The sequence below is a fragment of the Pseudomonas sp. FP1740 genome (assembly GCF_030687165.1).
Lineage (GTDB): Bacteria > Pseudomonadota > Gammaproteobacteria > Pseudomonadales > Pseudomonadaceae > Aquipseudomonas.
The window spans coordinates 6,056,055-6,071,182 of record NZ_CP117461.1 but is presented as its reverse complement, the minus strand read 5'-3'; the positions used below and the strand labels follow the sequence as shown (position 1 = coordinate 6,071,182).

Sequence of the window (15,128 nt, the reverse complement as noted above, 5' to 3'; positions counted from 1 at the left end):
GAAGTCTGCTGAGCGATGTCTGACACCCTGTGTCAGGAATCGCATCGAAAACGTTGAGAACGCCATGTCCGACCACGATATTTTGAGTGATGCCGAGCGCGAAGCGCTCAGCGCCGTCATGCTGGAACCAGACTTGCCGCCGCAGCGGGTGCTGATCGTCGATGACGATAAGGATGCCCGCGAATTGCTGTCGGAAATTCTGGGGCTCGATGGCATTCACTGCATGACGGCGGCCAGTGGCGAAACGGCGCTCAAAATGCTGGAAGAGAAGCCATCGATCGGTTTGGTGATTACCGACCTGCGGATGGGCCACGTCGATGGCCTGGAACTGATCCGCCTGGTGCGGGAGTCGCCACGCGCGGCGTTGCCGATCATCATCGTTTCCGGCGATGCCGACGTGAAGGATGCGATCGAAGCCATGCATTTGCACGTCGTGGACTTTTTGCTCAAGCCCATCGATAGCGAAAAATTGCTTGAATTGGTCAAGCATGAGCTAGGGATGGATCTGTAGCGCGGACTTCCAGGTTGGCAGCTTTTGTGGCGAGGGGGCTTGCCCCCGTTCGGCTGCGCAACAGTCGTAGATTCTGCCGATGCGGTGTACGAAAGAATGTATGGGGCTGCTTCGCAACCCAACGGGGCAAGCCCCCTCACCACAGGAATTGCATGTCTAGTCCTGAAACAGGTGTGAACTTATTTCAGGACTAGACAGCGTAAATGAAAAAGCCCTGATCTCTCGATCAGGGCTTTTTCACGTCCGGCGTCAGCGTTTGCTCAAAGGCCGTTGGCAGCCTTGAACTCACGACGACGACGGTGCAGGACCGGCTCGGTGTAGCCGTTCGGCTGTTTGGTGCCTTCGACCACCAGCTCGACCGCCGCCTGGAAGGCGATGTTGCTGTCGAAGTTCGGGGCCAGCGGGCGGTACAGCGGGTCGTTGGCGTTCTGACGGTCAACCACCGGCGCCATGCGCTTGAGGCTTTCCATCACTTGCGCTTCGGTAACGATGCCGTGGCGCAGCCAGTTGGCGATGTGCTGGCTGGAAATACGCAGCGTCGCACGGTCTTCCATCAGGCCGACGTCGTTGATGTCCGGCACTTTCGAGCAACCTACGCCCTGGTCGATCCAGCGCACCACGTAACCGAGAATGCCCTGGGCGTTGTTGTCCAGTTCGTTCTTGATCTGTTCCGCAGTCCAGCTCGGATTCACAGCCAGCGGGATAGTCAGGATGTCGTCCACCGAAGCACGCGCACGTTTGGCCAGCTCGGCCTGACGGGCGAACACATCGACCTTGTGGTAGTGCAACGCGTGCAGCGCAGCAGCGGTCGGCGATGGAACCCAGGCGGTGTTGGCACCGGCCAATGGGTGAGCGATTTTCTGTTCCAGCATGGCGGCCATCAGGTCGGGCATGGCCCACATGCCTTTACCGATCTGGGCACGACCTTGCAGGCCGGTGCTCAAGCCGATGTCGACGTTCCAGTTCTCGTAGGCACTGATCCACTTCTCGGCCTTCATGTCGGCCTTGCGCACCATCGGGCCGGCTTCCATGGAGGTGTGGATTTCATCGCCCGTGCGGTCGAGGAAACCGGTGTTGATGAACACCACGCGCTCGCTGGCAGCCTTGATGCAGGCCTTGAGGTTGACCGTGGTACGGCGCTCCTCGTCCATGATCCCGACTTTCAGCGTATTGCGCGGCAGGCCGAGGACGTCTTCGATGCGACCGAACAGCTCGTTGGTGAACGCGGCTTCTTCCGGGCCATGCATCTTCGGCTTCACGATGTAAACCGAGCCGGTGCGGCTGTTCTTGCGCGAGCTGTTGCCGTTGAGGCTGTGGATCGCCGCGAGGCAAGTCACCAGACCGTCGAGAATGCCTTCCGGCACTTCGTTGCCGTCTTTGTCGAGGATCGCGTCGATGGTCATCAGGTGACCGACGTTACGCACGAACAACAGCGAGCGACCGTGCAGGCTCAGTTCGCTGCCATCGACGGCGGTATAAGTGCGGTCGGCGTTCATGGTGCGGGTAAAGGTCTGACCGCCCTTGGAGACTTCTTCCGACAGATCTCCCTTCATCAGGCCGAGCCAATTGCGGTAGATCACCACTTTGTCATCGGCATCGACCGCGGCAACCGAGTCTTCGCAGTCCATGATGGTGGTCAGCGCGGCTTCCATCAGGATGTCTTTGACACCGGCCGCGTCGGTCTGGCCGACCGGGGTGCTGGCGTCGATCTGGATTTCGAAGTGCAGGCCGTTGTTCTTCAGCAGGATCGCGGTCGGAGCCGCTGCATCGCCGTGGAAACCGATCAGTTGAGCATCGTTGCGCAGGCCTGTATTGCTGCCGCCTTTGAGCGCGATAACCAGTTTGCCGTCAACGATTTTGTAGCCGGTGGAGTCGACGTGGGAGCCGGCAGCCAATGGCGCGGCTTCGTCGAGAAAGGCGCGGGCGAAGGCAATGACCTTATCGCCACGCACCTTGTTGTAGCCTTTGCCTTTTTCCGCGCCATCCGCTTCGCTGATGGCGTCGGTGCCGTAGAGCGCGTCATACAGCGAACCCCAGCGGGCGTTCGAGGCGTTGAGCGCGAAACGCGCGTTCATTACCGGCACCACCAACTGTGGGCCGGCCATGCGGGCGATTTCGTCATCGACGTTTTGCGTCGTTGCCTGGAAATCGGCCGCTTCTGGCAGCAGATAACCGATGTCTTGCAGGAAGGCTTTGTAGGCCACCGCATCGTGCGCAACACCTGCACGAGCCTGGTGCCAGGCATCAATGCGAGCCTGGAAATCATCGCGTTTGGCGAGTAGGGCTTTGTTCTTCGGTGCCAGGTCATGGATGACCTTGTCGGCACCGGCCCAGAACGTGTCGGCGGTGAGGCCGGAACCGGGAATGGCTTCGTTGTTCACGAAGTCGAACAGGACTTTGGCGACCTGCAGGCCACCGACTTGAACGTGTTCAGTCATTGCTTGCCTCACTCTGCTCAGCTATTTCGCTTTTCAGCTCTTCAATTTAACAATCAAGCCTCTGGCCATTTAAACCACAAACCCTTCTACCAGTACATGCCATTGCTGGCGGCTGGGTTCGGTCCGATCAACGGCGTTGCGGCCTTGCTGACGGGGCTTTCAGGGTTGCGAGTGTGCCTGCGGCAGACATCGATCCAACGTTATGTAGTGCGCGCTGCGGCATACTACATGATGAATTGCGGTTGTGAAAATTAGACTAATTACGTCGTTCTGCGACCCCATGACGCATTGCAGTCATGTCGGGGAACGGGATGTTCTCAAAAAACTATTGGATTGTTCCAGCTAAATATAAAAACTTGTACACGATTTATTGTTGGCCGTCGGATCGGCGGTGTCTTCTTCGCCAGGCGATACGACATCGAATTCGGACCTGCCACGGCGTCCGTCTCACCCTTGCCTATACTTGCCTTTCCATAACAAAAGTCATGACAAGAGGGCTGCGCCATGGACCATCTCGTACTCACGGTATTCGCCCCGGACAAGCCCGGGCAGGTCGAGCGCATTGCCCAATGCATTGCCGAGCACGGCGGCAACTGGCTGGAAAGCCGCATGTCGCGCATGGCCGGGCAGTTCGCCGGGATTCTTCGGGTGGGCGTACCGGCCGAAGCCTACGATGAACTGGTAGACGCCCTACAGGGACTGTCGACCCAGGGCATCCGCGTGATGATCGCCGAAAGCAGCATCGAACAATCCTGCACCTGGAAGCCGATTGCCATGGAACTGGTGGGCAATGATCGTCCGGGCATTGTGCGGGACATTACGCGTCTGCTGAGTGAGCAAGGGGTGAGCCTGGAGCGGCTGGTGACCGAAGTGCGTCCGGCGCCAATGAGCAGTGAGCCGTTGTTCCATGCCGAAGCAATTCTCGCGGTGCCCCTGACCTTGTCGCTGGAGGTGCTGCAATCGCGCCTGGAAACCCTGGCCGACGATCTGATGGTCGAATTGGTGCTGCGCAGCGAACCCTGAACAGGTTATCCAAGTTATACGTGCACCTGCCTGTGGATAACCTGTAGAGACACCCCGCCAGCCCACGCCGGCCGGGCCTCTTCAGGATCTGATCAAAAAACCAGCAGTTTCAGTGACTTGCGCACAAACGCCGGGGATCACGCTGTGGATAACCTTGGGAAGGATGGATGCAGGCCACGGGAGACGTGGCCTGTAGAGATTTGTACGTTTTCTGATCAGCTGCGGCGGCGCAGACTTATCCACGCGTCGACGCTGTAAACCGCCAGACCTGCCCAGATGAAGATAAACGCCACCAGCGTGCTGGATGACAAGTGTTCGCCAAACAGCAGGACGGCTTGCAACAGCACCAGCGTCGGCGCCAGGTACTGGAGAAATCCGAGGGTGGTGTAGGGCAAGTGCCGTGCGGCGGCGTTGAAACACACCAGCGGCACCAACGTCACCGGACCGGCGGCTACCAGCCACCAGGCTTCGGAGCTGGTCCAGAATGCGGCTTGCGCGCTGGTCGCCGTCGGGTTGAACAGCAGCCAGGCGACAGCAATCGGCACCAGCATCCAGGTTTCCACCACCAGCCCCGGCAGCGCCTTGACCGGCGCCTGTTTGCGGATCAGGCCGTAGAAGCCGAAGGTCAATGCCAGCACCAGCGACACCCACGGCAGACTGCCGACTTGCCACACTTGCTGCGCGACACCGACCGCCGCCAGCCCCACCGCAATCCACTGCATGCGCCTTAGCCGTTCGCCGAGGATCAGCATCCCCAGCAGCACGTTTACCAAGGGGTTGATGTAGTAACCGAGGCTGGCCTCAAGCATGCGTCCGTTGTTCACCGACCAGACGTAAGTCAGCCAGTTGGCCGCGATCAGGGTGCCGCTCAGGGCCAGGATCGCCAGCCGCCGTGGATTCTCACGCAGCTCACGCCACCAGCCGGGATGTTTCCAGACGAGCAGCAGCAAGGCGCCGAACAACGCGGACCAAAGCACTCGGTGGATGATGATCTCCACGGCGGGCACGCTGGCGATGGCTTTGAAGTAGAGCGGGAAAAGTCCCCAGATGATGTAGGCACTCAGGCCCAGGATGTACCCGCGACGCAGGTTGGCGGCTTGCATGAGAATCCTTGCTTAGGCAGCTAACAAAGTGGGGATTGTATAGATGTGTCATGACTTTTGTAGGCGCGAGGCTTACTCGCGAAGAACTTTAACGCCGTTTGCCGGGTAGCCCGCATCGATCTTTTCGCGGGCAAGCCTCATTCCTGCAAGGGGCGCGGCGTCAAAAGAGTTTCAACGGCTCTTCATTCAGCGCCGCCAATTGCTCACGCAACGCCAACACTTGATCGCCCCAATAGCGCTCGGTGCCGAACCACGGAAAGCTGCGAGGGAAGGCCGGGTCGTCCCAGCGACGGGCGAGCCAGGCGCTGTAGTGCATCAACCGCAAGGCGCGCAGCGGTTCGATCAGTGCCAGTTCCCGCGGGTCGAAGTCATGGAATTCGCTGTAGCCGTCCATCAGTTCCGACAATTGCCCCAGACATTCCTGACGGTCACCCGCCAGCATCATCCAGATATCCTGCACCGCCGGGCCCATGCGGCAGTCGTCGAGGTCGACGATGTGGAACATTTCGTCGCGGCACATCATGTTGCCGGGGTGGCAATCGCCATGCATGCGGATGTTCTGGTGCGGCGTGGCCTGATAGACCTCTTCCACGCGCTTGAGCAGGTCGCGGGCCACGGACTCGTAGGCCGGCAGCAGGCTGCGCGGGATGAAATTGCCTTCGAGCAAGGTGGTCAGCGAGTCATGGCCAAAATTCTTCACCCCTAGCGCTTCACGATGCTCGAACGGCTTTGTAGCACCGACCGCATGCAGACGCCCCAGCAATTGGCCCAGCCGATACAGCTGATCAAGGTTGCCCGGCTCCGGTGCGCGACCACCCCGGCGAGGGAACAGGGTGAAACGGAATCCGGCGTGTTCGTGCAGGCTTTCATCGTTGTGGATCAGCGGCGCGACCACCGGTATATCGCACTCGGCGAGTTCGAAGGTGAATTGGTGTTCTTCGAGAATCGCTTCGTCGGTCCAGCGCTGCGGACGGTAAAACTTGGCGATCAGCGGCTCGGAGTCTTCGATGCCGACCTGATAGACACGGTTCTCGTAGCTGTTGAGCGCCAGAATGCGCGCGTCGCTGAGAAAGCCGATGCTTTCGACGGCATCGAGCACGAGGTCTGGGGTGAGGGTTTCAAACGGGTGGGCCATGCTGACTCCTGCGCGCGGCAGGCTGCCGCGTCCGGCCAAGCATGGTAGCGCAGACGGGGCCTCTTTAGGGGGTGGGCTTGAGGTAAGTGTGGTTTGGGCTGACGCTTTCGCGGGCAAGCCTTGCTCCTGCAGTAGGCGCGAGACTTGCCGCGAAGAGGCCCTGTCAGGCGCCGACGATCCCGCCATCCTCGCGGGTAATCGCCATCACCGAAGACCGCGGCTTGCCATTGGGCAGGTGTTCAGGGAATGTCGACCCGCCGTTTTCCCCCGGATGCTGAATCCCGACAAACAAGGTCTTCTGATCCGGCGAGAAGCTGATCCCCGTCACCTCACAGCCCACCGGCCCGACCATGAAACGGCGGATCTCACCGGTTGCCGGGTCGGCGCACAGCATCTGGTTATTGCCCATGCCCGCGAAGTCGCCCGCGTTGCTCGTGTCGCCGTCGGTCAGAATCCACAAGCGTCCGGCCTTGTCGAAGCCCAGGCCGTCCGGGCTGTTGAACATGTTCTGCGGGGTGATGTTTGACGAACCGCCCTTCGGCGTTCCGGCATGGACGCCCGGGTTGCCGGCGACCACAAACAGGTCCCAGGCAAAGCTATTCGAACCGTGATCGTCGCGGTCGGTGCGCCAGCGCAGGATCTGCCCGTAGACGTTCTTCTCGCGTGGGTTCGGGCCGCCCACCGGTTGGCCTTCTTCGCCGCGTTTGGCGTTGTTGGTCAGGGTGCAATAAACCTGGCCGTCCTTGGGGCTGACGACGATCCATTCCGGGCGGTCCATGCGCGTGGCGGTTACCACGCTGGCTGCGAGACGCGCATGAATCAGCACTTCGGCCTGATCGGCAAAGCCGCTGCTGGCGTCGATGCCGTTTTTGCCGTGGGTCAGTTCGATCCACTGACCCTGGCCTTTCGGATGATCGGCGTTGCCGTCGCCCGCATCGAAACGCGCCACGTACAAGGTGCCGTGGTCCAGCAGATCGCGGTTGGCTTTGGGGTTTTTGTGGTTGATCTTGTCGCGGCTGACGAATTTATAGATGAACTCGCCACGTTCGTCGTCGCCCATGTACACCACGGCGCGACCGTCACTGGTTTCGGCCAGGGCAGCGTTTTCATGTTTGAAGCGGCCCAGCGCGGTGCGTTTGACCGGCGTCGATTGCGGATCGAACGGGTCGATTTCCACCACCCAGCCGTGGCGGTTGAGTTCGTTGGGATTTTTCGCCAAGTCGAAGCGTGGATCGTGTTGATGCCAGTTGATGTCTTTGCTGGTTGCCACTGCGCCGTAGCGTTTCTGCGCGGCGTCGAATTTTTGCTCGGCATTGCTGCTGCCGAAGCAGTCGGTGAAGTTCTCTTCGCAAGTCAGATAAGTGCCCCACGGCGTTTTGCCGTTGGCGCAGTTCTGGAAGGTGCCGAGGACGTTCTTGCCGTGTTTGTCGGCACTGGTTTTCAGCAGGTCGTGACCCGCTGCGGGGCCGCTCAGTTTGATGGGCGCATTACCGTGAATGCGCCGGTTGTAGCGCGAGCCCTGGACGAATTGCCACTGGCCGTTCTTGCGCTGCACTTCGATCACTGACACGCCTTCGCAGGCCAGGGCCTTGCGCACATCTTCCGCCGATTGCGGCATGCCGCCGTGGGGGTAGAGGTAGCGGTAATTGGTGTATTCGTTGTTGATCGCCATCAGCGCCCGGTCTTTGTCACCGGGGAATTCGAACAGGCTCATGCCGTCGTTGTTGTCGCCGAACTGGACTTCCTGCGCCTGGGCCGTGCCGTTACCGCTAGGGTCGAATGCCGGACCATTCTTTTGCAGAGGCTGGCCCCAGCTAATCAAAACCGAGGACTTGTAGCCCGGCGGCAGGCTGATGGTGTCGGTGGTGGCGGCGGCGATGCTGTCGAAACCCAACAATTTGCTGGAGCCAGCGCTGACGCTGGCGGCCAGCACACTGCGACTCAGCAGGTTGCCACCGAGAAACATCGCCGCACCGCAGAGGGCGCCGGCGCTGATGAAGCCACGACGGCTGAGGCCGACCATTTTTTCGAGGTCGGTGGGTTGGTTGTCTTCTAATAGGCTCACATCAGGCTCCCTGCGGGTTTTTGCAGTCACCTTAAGGGCGGTTGATGAAGCTTTTGTTGCAGTGTCTACAGGCTAGAGCGGTGTACCCAGCAGGATGTTCGATGGCGCGAACTGCACCTGCACCGGTTTACCGGCGGCAAGCCCGAGTTTTTTCAGGTGCAGCGGCTCGGCCAGGGCGCAAAGTGTCTGGCCATTGGGCAGGCCGATGCGCACTTCGCTGGGGCTGTCTTTGGCGTCGAGGATTTCTTCGATTGTGCCTTTCAGGCAATTGTTGCCGGGCGTTGCGGTTTGATCGATGCCCCGCAATTCCAGCCAACCGGCCTTGATCAGTGCGACCACTTCGGTACCCGTTTCCAGCTCCAGGCGCAGGGTGCTGTCGTGAGTGATCTGCGCGTCAATGAGCAAGCCTTCGGCCAGTTCAAGGCGGATCCGGTCGTTGCGCCCCTGTGCATCGATCGCCACGACCTTGCCGTGCAATTGATTGCGTGCGCTGGTTCTGAGCATCAGCCGACCGAGCAAGTCCAGGTCGCTGGCCTCTTCAGCGGCTTCCAGAACCTGAGCCTGCAACGCTTGCAGCTTTTGATACAGGCGCAACACGCGCTCGCCTTCGCTGGACAATTTGGCGCCACCGCCGCCCTTGCCACCAACGCTGCGCTCCACCAGTGGTTTCTGCGCGAGGTTGTTCAGCTCGTCGATGGCGTCCCACGCGGCCTTGTAACTCAGGCCGGCGCTTTTTGCGGCGCGGGTGATCGAGCCCTGTTCGGCGATGTGTTGCAGCAACGCAATGCGTTGCGGACGACGGACAATGTGCTGGGACAACAACGTAGGCAAGGACATGGCAAGGCGCTTTGGGCTGTGGCGATGGATGGGACGTTGGCGACTTGGCGTGCGGGAGTCAAGTCAGGCCCCATCGCCAGGTTTGGGGGTACGGGCCAGGCAGTAGACGTCGACCCGCGTCGCCCCCGCCGCCATCAACAGCCGGGCCAGGGCCTGTGCGGTGGCGCCGGTGGTCAGCACATCGTCCACCAGTGCGAAGTGGCGACCTTTGACCGAGGCCTCGGGTGCCAAGGCGAAGGCGTGGCGCAGGTTCTTTTTACGTGCGTCGGCATTAAGGTCTTGTTGCGCACTGGTGTCCTGAGTCCTCACCAATAGCGTTTCATCGCAAGGAATGTCGAGGCCGGCGCTGAGCCAGCGGGCGAGCATCGCCGCTTGGTTGAAACCCCGCTGGCGCAGCCGCTTGGGGGCCAGCGGTACCGGTATCAGCGCGTCGGGCCGATCCAGATCTTCATCGAAGCGATGTTGCAGGAACTGAGCAAGAAGTTCGGCGAGCAGGCGGCCAAACGGCCATTTTGCGCTGTGCTTGAAGCGGGTGATCAAACTGTCGACGGGAAAGCTGTAAGTCCAGGGAGCGGCGACTCGCTCGAAGGCTGGCGGTTGTTTCAGGCATTGGCCGCACGTCAGACCGGTGGCGGGCAAGGGCAGGGCGCAGGTATGGCATTGGTCGCCCAGCCAGGGCAGCTCGGTTTCGCAGGCCATGCAGATCGGTATGGTGTCGTCCGCGACCTCTGAGCAGAGCAAACAGGATTGTTTGTTTTTTAACCAGATGTAAACCGGCCCTTCGTATCGTGGTTGACAGTGCATGAGTCTTCCTTAAATATGCCGAACATCCGTGTCGCGTCTGTGGGTATTCCATTCCCCAGTCGCTTGCCAAGCATAACCAAGGAATCGCCCATGAGCGCCAGCACCACTGCCACCCTGCGTCACGACTGGTCTTTGGCTGAAGTCAAAGCACTCTTCGTTCAGCCATTCAATGACCTGTTGTTCCAGGCGCAGACGGTGCACCGCGCGCATTTCGACGCCAATCGCGTCCAGGTTTCCACCCTGCTGTCGATCAAGACCGGCGCGTGCCCTGAAGATTGCAAATATTGTCCGCAGTCGGGTCACTACAACACTGGCCTTGAAAAAGAAAAACTGATGGAAGTGCAGAAGGTCCTCGAAGAGGCCGCTCGCGCCAAGGCCATCGGTTCGACCCGTTTCTGCATGGGCGCGGCGTGGAAACACCCGTCGGCCAAAGACATGCCTTACGTGCTGGAGATGGTCAAAGGCGTGAAAGCCATGGGCCTGGAAACCTGCATGACCCTTGGTCGTCTCGATCAGGACCAGACCGTCGCCCTGGCCGAAGCCGGCCTGGACTACTACAACCACAACCTCGACACCTCGCCGGAGTTCTACGGCAGCATCATCACCACCCGCACTTACAGCGAGCGCCTGCAAACCCTGGCCTACGTGCGTGATTCGGGGATGAAGATCTGCTCCGGCGGCATTCTCGGCATGGGCGAGTCCCTCGATGACCGCGCCAACCTGCTGATCCAGCTGGCCAACCTGCCGGAGCATCCGGAGTCGGTGCCGATCAACATGCTGGTGAAAGTCGCCGGCACGCCGCTGGAAAATGCCGACGACGTCGATCCGTTCGACTTCATCCGCATGCTCGCCGTTGCACGCATCCTGATGCCGAAATCCCACGTACGCCTGTCCGCCGGTCGCGAAGCGATGAACGAGCAGATGCAGGCCCTGGCGTTCTTTGCCGGCGCCAACTCGATTTTCTACGGCGAAAAACTGCTGACCACCGCCAACCCGCAGGCCGACAAGGACATGCAACTGTTCTCGCGTCTGGGCATCCTGCCGGAAGCCCGCGAAGAGCACGCCGACGAAGTGCATCAGGCCGCCATCGAACAGGCACTGGTGGAGCAGAAGAGCAGCGAGCAGTTCTATAACGCTGCTGTTTAACCCACGCAAAACCCTGTAGGAGCCTGCTTGCTGGCGATAGCATCACCACGGTCTGTCTGAATGACCGTGGTGATGCTATCGCCAGCAAGCAGGCTCCTACACTCTGATCTTCGAGGCCTGCATGTCTTTCGATCTCGCCGCACGCCTTGCTGCCCGTCGTGCCGAAAACCTTTATCGCCAGCGCCCGCTGCTTGAAAGCCCACAAGGCCCGGAAGTGGTGGTCGATGGTCAGCCATTGCTGGCGTTCTGTAACAACGATTACCTGGGCCTGGCCAATCACCCGCAAGTGATCGAAGCCTGGCGCGCCGGCGCGTCGCGTTGGGGGGTGGGCGGTGGTGCTTCGCATCTGGTGATTGGCCACAGCGGCCCGCATCACGCGCTGGAAGAAGCCCTTGCCGAATTCACCGGCCGCCCGCGCGCACTGCTGTTCACCACCGGCTACATGGCCAACCTCGGCGCGGTTACTGCATTGGTCGGGCAGGGCGACACGGTGCTGGAAGACCGGCTCAATCACGCGTCGCTGCTGGATGCCGGTTTGCTGTCCGGTGCGCGTTTCAATCGCTATCTGCATAACGACGCGGCCAGTCTGGCAAAACGTCTTGAGAAGGCCACCGGCAATACGCTGGTGGTCACCGACGGCGTGTTCAGCATGGACGGCGACATCGCCGAGCTGCCGGCGCTGGCGCGGGAAGCCAAGGCCAAAGGTGCCTGGTTGATGGTCGATGACGCTCACGGCTTTGGTCCGCTGGGCGCCAATGGCGGTGGGGTCGTCGAGCATTTCGGCCTGAGTCAGGAGGACGTGCCGGTGTTGGTTGGCACCCTCGGCAAGGCGTTCGGTACGGCCGGTGCTTTTGTGGCTGGCAGTGAAGAGTTGATCGAGAGCCTGATCCAGTTCGCTCGCCCCTATATCTACACCACCAGTCAGCCGCCGGCACTGGCCTGCGCGACGCTGAAAAGCCTGGAATTGTTGCGCAGCGAACACTGGCGACGTGAGCATTTGCAGGCGCTGATTCGCCAGTTCCGCCAAGGCGCCGAGCAGATTGGCCTGGAATTGATGGACAGCTCCACGCCGATCCAGCCGATCATGATTGGCGACGCCGGGCGCGCGGTCCGGCTGTCGCAGATGCTGCGTGAGCGTGGCTTGATGGTGACCGCGATCCGTCCTCCGACCGTGCCCGCCGGCAGCGCCCGCTTGCGTGTGACCTTGACCGCCGCCCACAGCGAGGCGCAGGTGCAGCTATTGTTAAATGGACTGGCCGATTGCTTTCAACAACTGGGACCGGAGCCAAGCCATGCGTGATCGTCTGATTCTGCTGCCGGGCTGGGGTCTCGGGATTTCTCCGCTGGAACCCTTGGCGGCTGCCTTGCAAGGCCTGGATGAGCATCTGCGCGTCGAAATCGAACCACTGCCGGAACTGGAGTCGAGCGACCTTGAAGAATGGCTCGATGAACTGGATTCGACGCTGCCCCAGGATGCCTGGCTCGGTGGCTGGTCATTGGGTGGCATGCTGGCGTCCGAATTGGCGGCGAAGCGTGGTGACCGTTGCTGCGGTTTGGTGACTCTGGCGAGTAACCCTTCTTTTGTCGCCCATGAGCAGTGGTCGAGCGCGATGCCCGGCGAGACCTTCGACGCGTTTCTGGCCGGTTGCAAAGCCGACCCGGGCATAACGTTGAAACGTTTCTCGCTGCTGTGCACCCAAGGTGCCGCAGACCCGCGCGGGCTATCGCGGCTCTTGCTCGCTGGCGCACCGCTTTCGTCTCCATCGGTGCTGATGAGCGGCCTGGAGTTGCTTGCACAGCTGGATACCCGGCAAGCGTTGCAGGCGTTTCGCGGTCCGCAATTGCACTTGTTTGGTGGTCTCGACGGATTGGTCCCGGCCGAAGCGGCGGGGGATTTGCTGGCGCTGCTGCCGGATGTCGAAATCGGTCTGATTGAACAGGCCAGCCACGCGTTTCTTCTGGAAGACCCCCACGGTGTGGCGGGGGCGATTCAGGCCTTTTTGCATGAGTCCGGTGATGACTGATTTGTCCGTTCCCAACCTGCCCGGCGGCTTGCCCGATAAACGCCAGGTAGCGGCGTCCTTTTCCCGAGCGGCGGCGAGCTACGACAGCGTGGCCGAATTGCAGCGCGACGTTGGCAATCAGTTGTTGAGTCGGTTGCCGGAGGATTTCGTCCCTGCTCGTTGGCTGGACATGGGTTGCGGCACCGGATATTTCAGCCGCGCCCTCGGGGCGCGTTTTCCTGCCGGCAACGGGCTGGCCCTTGATATCGCAGAGGGGATGCTCAATCACGCCCGTCCCTTGGGCGGCGCCAACCATTTCATCGCCGGTGATGCCGAACGCTTGCCGTTGCAGGATTCGACCTGCGACCTGGTCTTCTCCAGCCTGGCGGTGCAGTGGTGCGCGGATTTCGCCTCGGTGCTCAACGAAGCGTATCGGGTGCTGAAGCCGGGCGGTATTTTCGCGTTTGCTAGTCTGTGTGTAGGCACGCTGTACGAATTGCGCGACAGCTGGCGTCAGGTGGATGGCATGGTGCACGTCAACCGCTTCCGCGAGTTCGGTGTTTACCAGCAGCTTTGCGCGGACAGTGGCTTGAAGGTCATCAGTCTTGAAACACATCCACATGTGTTGCATTACCCCGATGTCCGCAGCCTGACCCATGAGCTCAAGGCACTCGGGGCGCATAACCTGAACCCCGGTCGGCCGGGCGGTTTGACCGGCAGGGCGCGAATCCTCGGCTTGATCGAGGCTTACGAGCAGTTTCGTCAGGCACAGGGACTGCCGGCGACTTATCAAGTGGTTTACGCCGTGCTGGAGAAACCCTTATGAGCGCAGCCTATTTCATCACCGGTACTGACACCGATGTCGGCAAGACCACCGTCGCCGCAGGTTTGCTGCATGCCGCGCGATTGTCAGGCTTGAGCACAGCGGCGGGTAAGCCGGTAGCTTCCGGGTGTGAGCTGACGCCCAAGGGATTACGCAACGCCGACGCACTGGCACTGCTGGCCGAATGCTCGATACCGTTGACCTACGATCAGGTCAATCCGGTCGCGTTCGAGCCGGCGATCGCACCGCATCTGGCGGCGCGGGAGGCTGGCGTGGCGCTGACAGTGCAATCGTTGCTGGCACCAATGCGGCAGGTTCTCGATCTGCAGGCGGACTTCACCTTGATCGAAGGCGCTGGCGGCTGGCGAGTGCCGTTGGCGGATCAGGATAATCTGTCAGACCTGGCCATGGCGCTGGATCTACCGGTAATCCTGGTGGTCGGCGTGCGCCTGGGCTGCATCAACCATGCGCTGCTGACGGCTGAGGCAATTGCTCGGGATGGTTTGCAGTTGGCGGGGTGGGTGGCGAACATCATCGATCCGAAGACCTCGCGTCTTGAAGAGAACCTGGCGACACTGGCCGAGCGGATTCCCGCGCCGTGCCTGGGGCGGGTGCCGAAACTCAAGTCGGTGACGGCCGAAGCGGTGGCCGAACATCTACAGCTGGATCTGCTGGACTGACGTTTCTGGCGTGGGTTTTACCTATGACAAGGCACTGTGCCATTAGTGTTTTTGTCGGGCCTTTTAGCGGCGTGTCTGGTTCAATGGCCGCTGTTGATCCTTTGTAGGACGAGTTCTCCCATGGAAATCTCAGGAAACACCGCTTTTTATGCCGGTCTGAGTACTATTCAGACAGGGCAGAACCGTGTCGATCAGGCTTCGGGGCAGATCGCCAACAACACCATCGAGCGTTCGGTCACCAGTCAGTCCTCCGAGGTTCAGGTCGATCGTCTGCGCTCGGTAGACCGCAGCCAGCAATCGGATCTGGCCAGCAATGTGGTCGAGATGTCTCAAGGCAAGTTCCAGGTGGAACTTGGCGTCAAAGTCGCCAAGGCCTCCGATGAAATGCTCGGTACGTTGATCGATACCTTCGCCTGATTCCTCACTGAATTCACTATCCCAGCGCCGCGCCTGTTCGCGGCGTTTTTCTGCGTAAGTCCTTCTCCCTCAACTAATCTCTCCTACATGACGTGTTGCTCAATCAACGACGTTGCGACACTGCGCGCCCAAGATTTTCATAG

The 15,128-nt window shown here is 60.6% G+C and carries 14 protein-coding genes; 8 read left to right on the top strand and 6 right to left on the bottom strand.

Features of this window, described 5'->3' with window-relative positions; all coding sequences use genetic code 11:
• The first annotated feature begins 64 nt into the window (after positions 1-64).
• On the top strand, positions 65-511 hold the full coding sequence (locus PSH69_RS27365; RefSeq protein WP_305410335.1) for a response regulator: 447 nt from the start codon (positions 65-67) through the stop codon (positions 509-511).
• A gap of 260 nt (positions 512-771) precedes the next feature.
• On the opposite strand, the gene PSH69_RS27360 is transcribed toward PSH69_RS27365, so the two are convergent.
• Complete coding sequence (locus PSH69_RS27360) at positions 772-2,949, bottom strand: malate synthase G (RefSeq protein ID WP_305410334.1); 2,178 nt, start codon at positions 2,947-2,949, stop codon at positions 772-774.
• A gap of 504 nt (positions 2,950-3,453) precedes the next feature.
• On the opposite strand from PSH69_RS27360, the gene PSH69_RS27355 reads away from it, so the two are divergent.
• A complete protein-coding gene (locus tag PSH69_RS27355) occupies positions 3,454-3,972 on the top strand; it encodes a glycine cleavage system protein R (protein WP_007936467.1) in 519 nt (172 codons plus the stop codon).
• Positions 3,973-4,187: 215 nt separating this feature from the next.
• On the opposite strand, the gene rarD is transcribed toward PSH69_RS27355, so the two are convergent.
• The 5 genes from rarD to PSH69_RS27330 form a co-directional block, all read right to left on the bottom strand.
• Positions 4,188-5,075 carry an EamA family transporter RarD gene (rarD, locus tag PSH69_RS27350; RefSeq protein WP_018928812.1) on the bottom strand — a complete coding sequence of 296 codons (888 nt, stop codon included), beginning with the start codon at positions 5,073-5,075 and terminating at the stop codon, positions 4,188-4,190.
• Between the two features lie 160 nt (positions 5,076-5,235).
• On the bottom strand, positions 5,236-6,210 hold the full coding sequence (locus PSH69_RS27345; protein ID WP_305410333.1) for a serine/threonine protein kinase: 975 nt from the start codon (positions 6,208-6,210) through the stop codon (positions 5,236-5,238).
• Positions 6,211-6,373: 163 nt separating this feature from the next.
• Entirely contained in the window at positions 6,374-8,275 is a 1,902-nt protein-coding gene (locus tag PSH69_RS27340) for a PhoX family phosphatase (protein WP_305410332.1), read from the bottom strand.
• Positions 8,276-8,347: 72 nt separating this feature from the next.
• On the bottom strand, positions 8,348-9,112 hold the full coding sequence (locus PSH69_RS27335; protein ID WP_305410331.1) for a TOBE domain-containing protein: 765 nt from the start codon (positions 9,110-9,112) through the stop codon (positions 8,348-8,350).
• 63 nt (positions 9,113-9,175) lie between these two features.
• On the bottom strand, positions 9,176-9,916 hold the full coding sequence (locus PSH69_RS27330) for a ComF family protein (RefSeq protein WP_028940260.1): 741 nt from the start codon (positions 9,914-9,916) through the stop codon (positions 9,176-9,178).
• A 90-nt stretch (positions 9,917-10,006) separates the two neighbouring features.
• On the opposite strand from PSH69_RS27330, the gene bioB reads away from it, so the two are divergent.
• The 6 genes from bioB to PSH69_RS27300 all read left to right on the top strand — a co-directional run bounded on the left by bioB (position 10,007) and on the right by PSH69_RS27300 (position 14,985).
• Positions 10,007-11,062 (top strand): biotin synthase BioB, encoded by a 1,056-nt coding sequence (bioB, locus tag PSH69_RS27325; RefSeq protein WP_008008198.1) that lies wholly within the window; start codon positions 10,007-10,009, stop codon positions 11,060-11,062.
• A 121-nt stretch (positions 11,063-11,183) separates the two neighbouring features.
• Entirely contained in the window at positions 11,184-12,362 is a 1,179-nt protein-coding gene (gene bioF, locus PSH69_RS27320) for an 8-amino-7-oxononanoate synthase (protein ID WP_305410330.1), read from the top strand.
• Positions 12,355-13,086 carry an alpha/beta fold hydrolase gene (locus PSH69_RS27315; protein ID WP_111452927.1) on the top strand — a complete coding sequence of 244 codons (732 nt, stop codon included), beginning with the start codon at positions 12,355-12,357 and terminating at the stop codon, positions 13,084-13,086. Before bioF ends, PSH69_RS27315 begins: the two co-directional genes overlap by 8 nt.
• A complete protein-coding gene (bioC, locus tag PSH69_RS27310; protein ID WP_305410329.1) occupies positions 13,079-13,891 on the top strand; it encodes a malonyl-ACP O-methyltransferase BioC in 813 nt (270 codons plus the stop codon). Before PSH69_RS27315 ends, bioC begins: the two co-directional genes overlap by 8 nt.
• Positions 13,888-14,568: a dethiobiotin synthase gene (gene bioD, locus PSH69_RS27305; RefSeq protein ID WP_018928820.1), complete on the top strand. Its 681-nt coding sequence runs from the start codon at positions 13,888-13,890 to the stop codon at positions 14,566-14,568. The genes bioC and bioD overlap by 4 nt, the downstream gene beginning before the upstream one ends.
• Before the next feature lie 120 nt (positions 14,569-14,688).
• A complete protein-coding gene (locus PSH69_RS27300; protein WP_007936482.1) occupies positions 14,689-14,985 on the top strand; it encodes a hypothetical protein in 297 nt (98 codons plus the stop codon).
• Positions 14,986-15,128: the final 143 nt, after the last annotated feature.

Coding starts and splice junctions, on each gene's coding strand:
- rarD (WP_018928812.1), bottom strand. CDS start 5,075: ATGCAAGCCGCCAACCTGCGTCGCGGGTACATCCTGGGCCTGAGTGCC.
- PSH69_RS27330 (WP_028940260.1), bottom strand. CDS start 9,916: ATGCACTGTCAACCACGATACGAAGGGCCGGTTTACATCTGGTTAAAA.
- bioC (WP_305410329.1), top strand. CDS start 13,079: ATGACTGATTTGTCCGTTCCCAACCTGCCCGGCGGCTTGCCCGATAAA.
- PSH69_RS27355 (WP_007936467.1), top strand. CDS start 3,454: ATGGACCATCTCGTACTCACGGTATTCGCCCCGGACAAGCCCGGGCAG.
- PSH69_RS27300 (WP_007936482.1), top strand. CDS start 14,689: ATGGAAATCTCAGGAAACACCGCTTTTTATGCCGGTCTGAGTACTATT.
- PSH69_RS27365 (WP_305410335.1), top strand. CDS start 65: ATGTCCGACCACGATATTTTGAGTGATGCCGAGCGCGAAGCGCTCAGC.
- PSH69_RS27315 (WP_111452927.1), top strand. CDS start 12,355: ATGCGTGATCGTCTGATTCTGCTGCCGGGCTGGGGTCTCGGGATTTCT.
- bioB (WP_008008198.1), top strand. CDS start 10,007: ATGAGCGCCAGCACCACTGCCACCCTGCGTCACGACTGGTCTTTGGCT.
- PSH69_RS27335 (WP_305410331.1), bottom strand. CDS start 9,112: ATGTCCTTGCCTACGTTGTTGTCCCAGCACATTGTCCGTCGTCCGCAA.
- PSH69_RS27360 (WP_305410334.1), bottom strand. CDS start 2,949: ATGACTGAACACGTTCAAGTCGGTGGCCTGCAGGTCGCCAAAGTCCTG.
- bioF (WP_305410330.1), top strand. CDS start 11,184: ATGTCTTTCGATCTCGCCGCACGCCTTGCTGCCCGTCGTGCCGAAAAC.
- PSH69_RS27345 (WP_305410333.1), bottom strand. CDS start 6,210: ATGGCCCACCCGTTTGAAACCCTCACCCCAGACCTCGTGCTCGATGCC.
- bioD (WP_018928820.1), top strand. CDS start 13,888: ATGAGCGCAGCCTATTTCATCACCGGTACTGACACCGATGTCGGCAAG.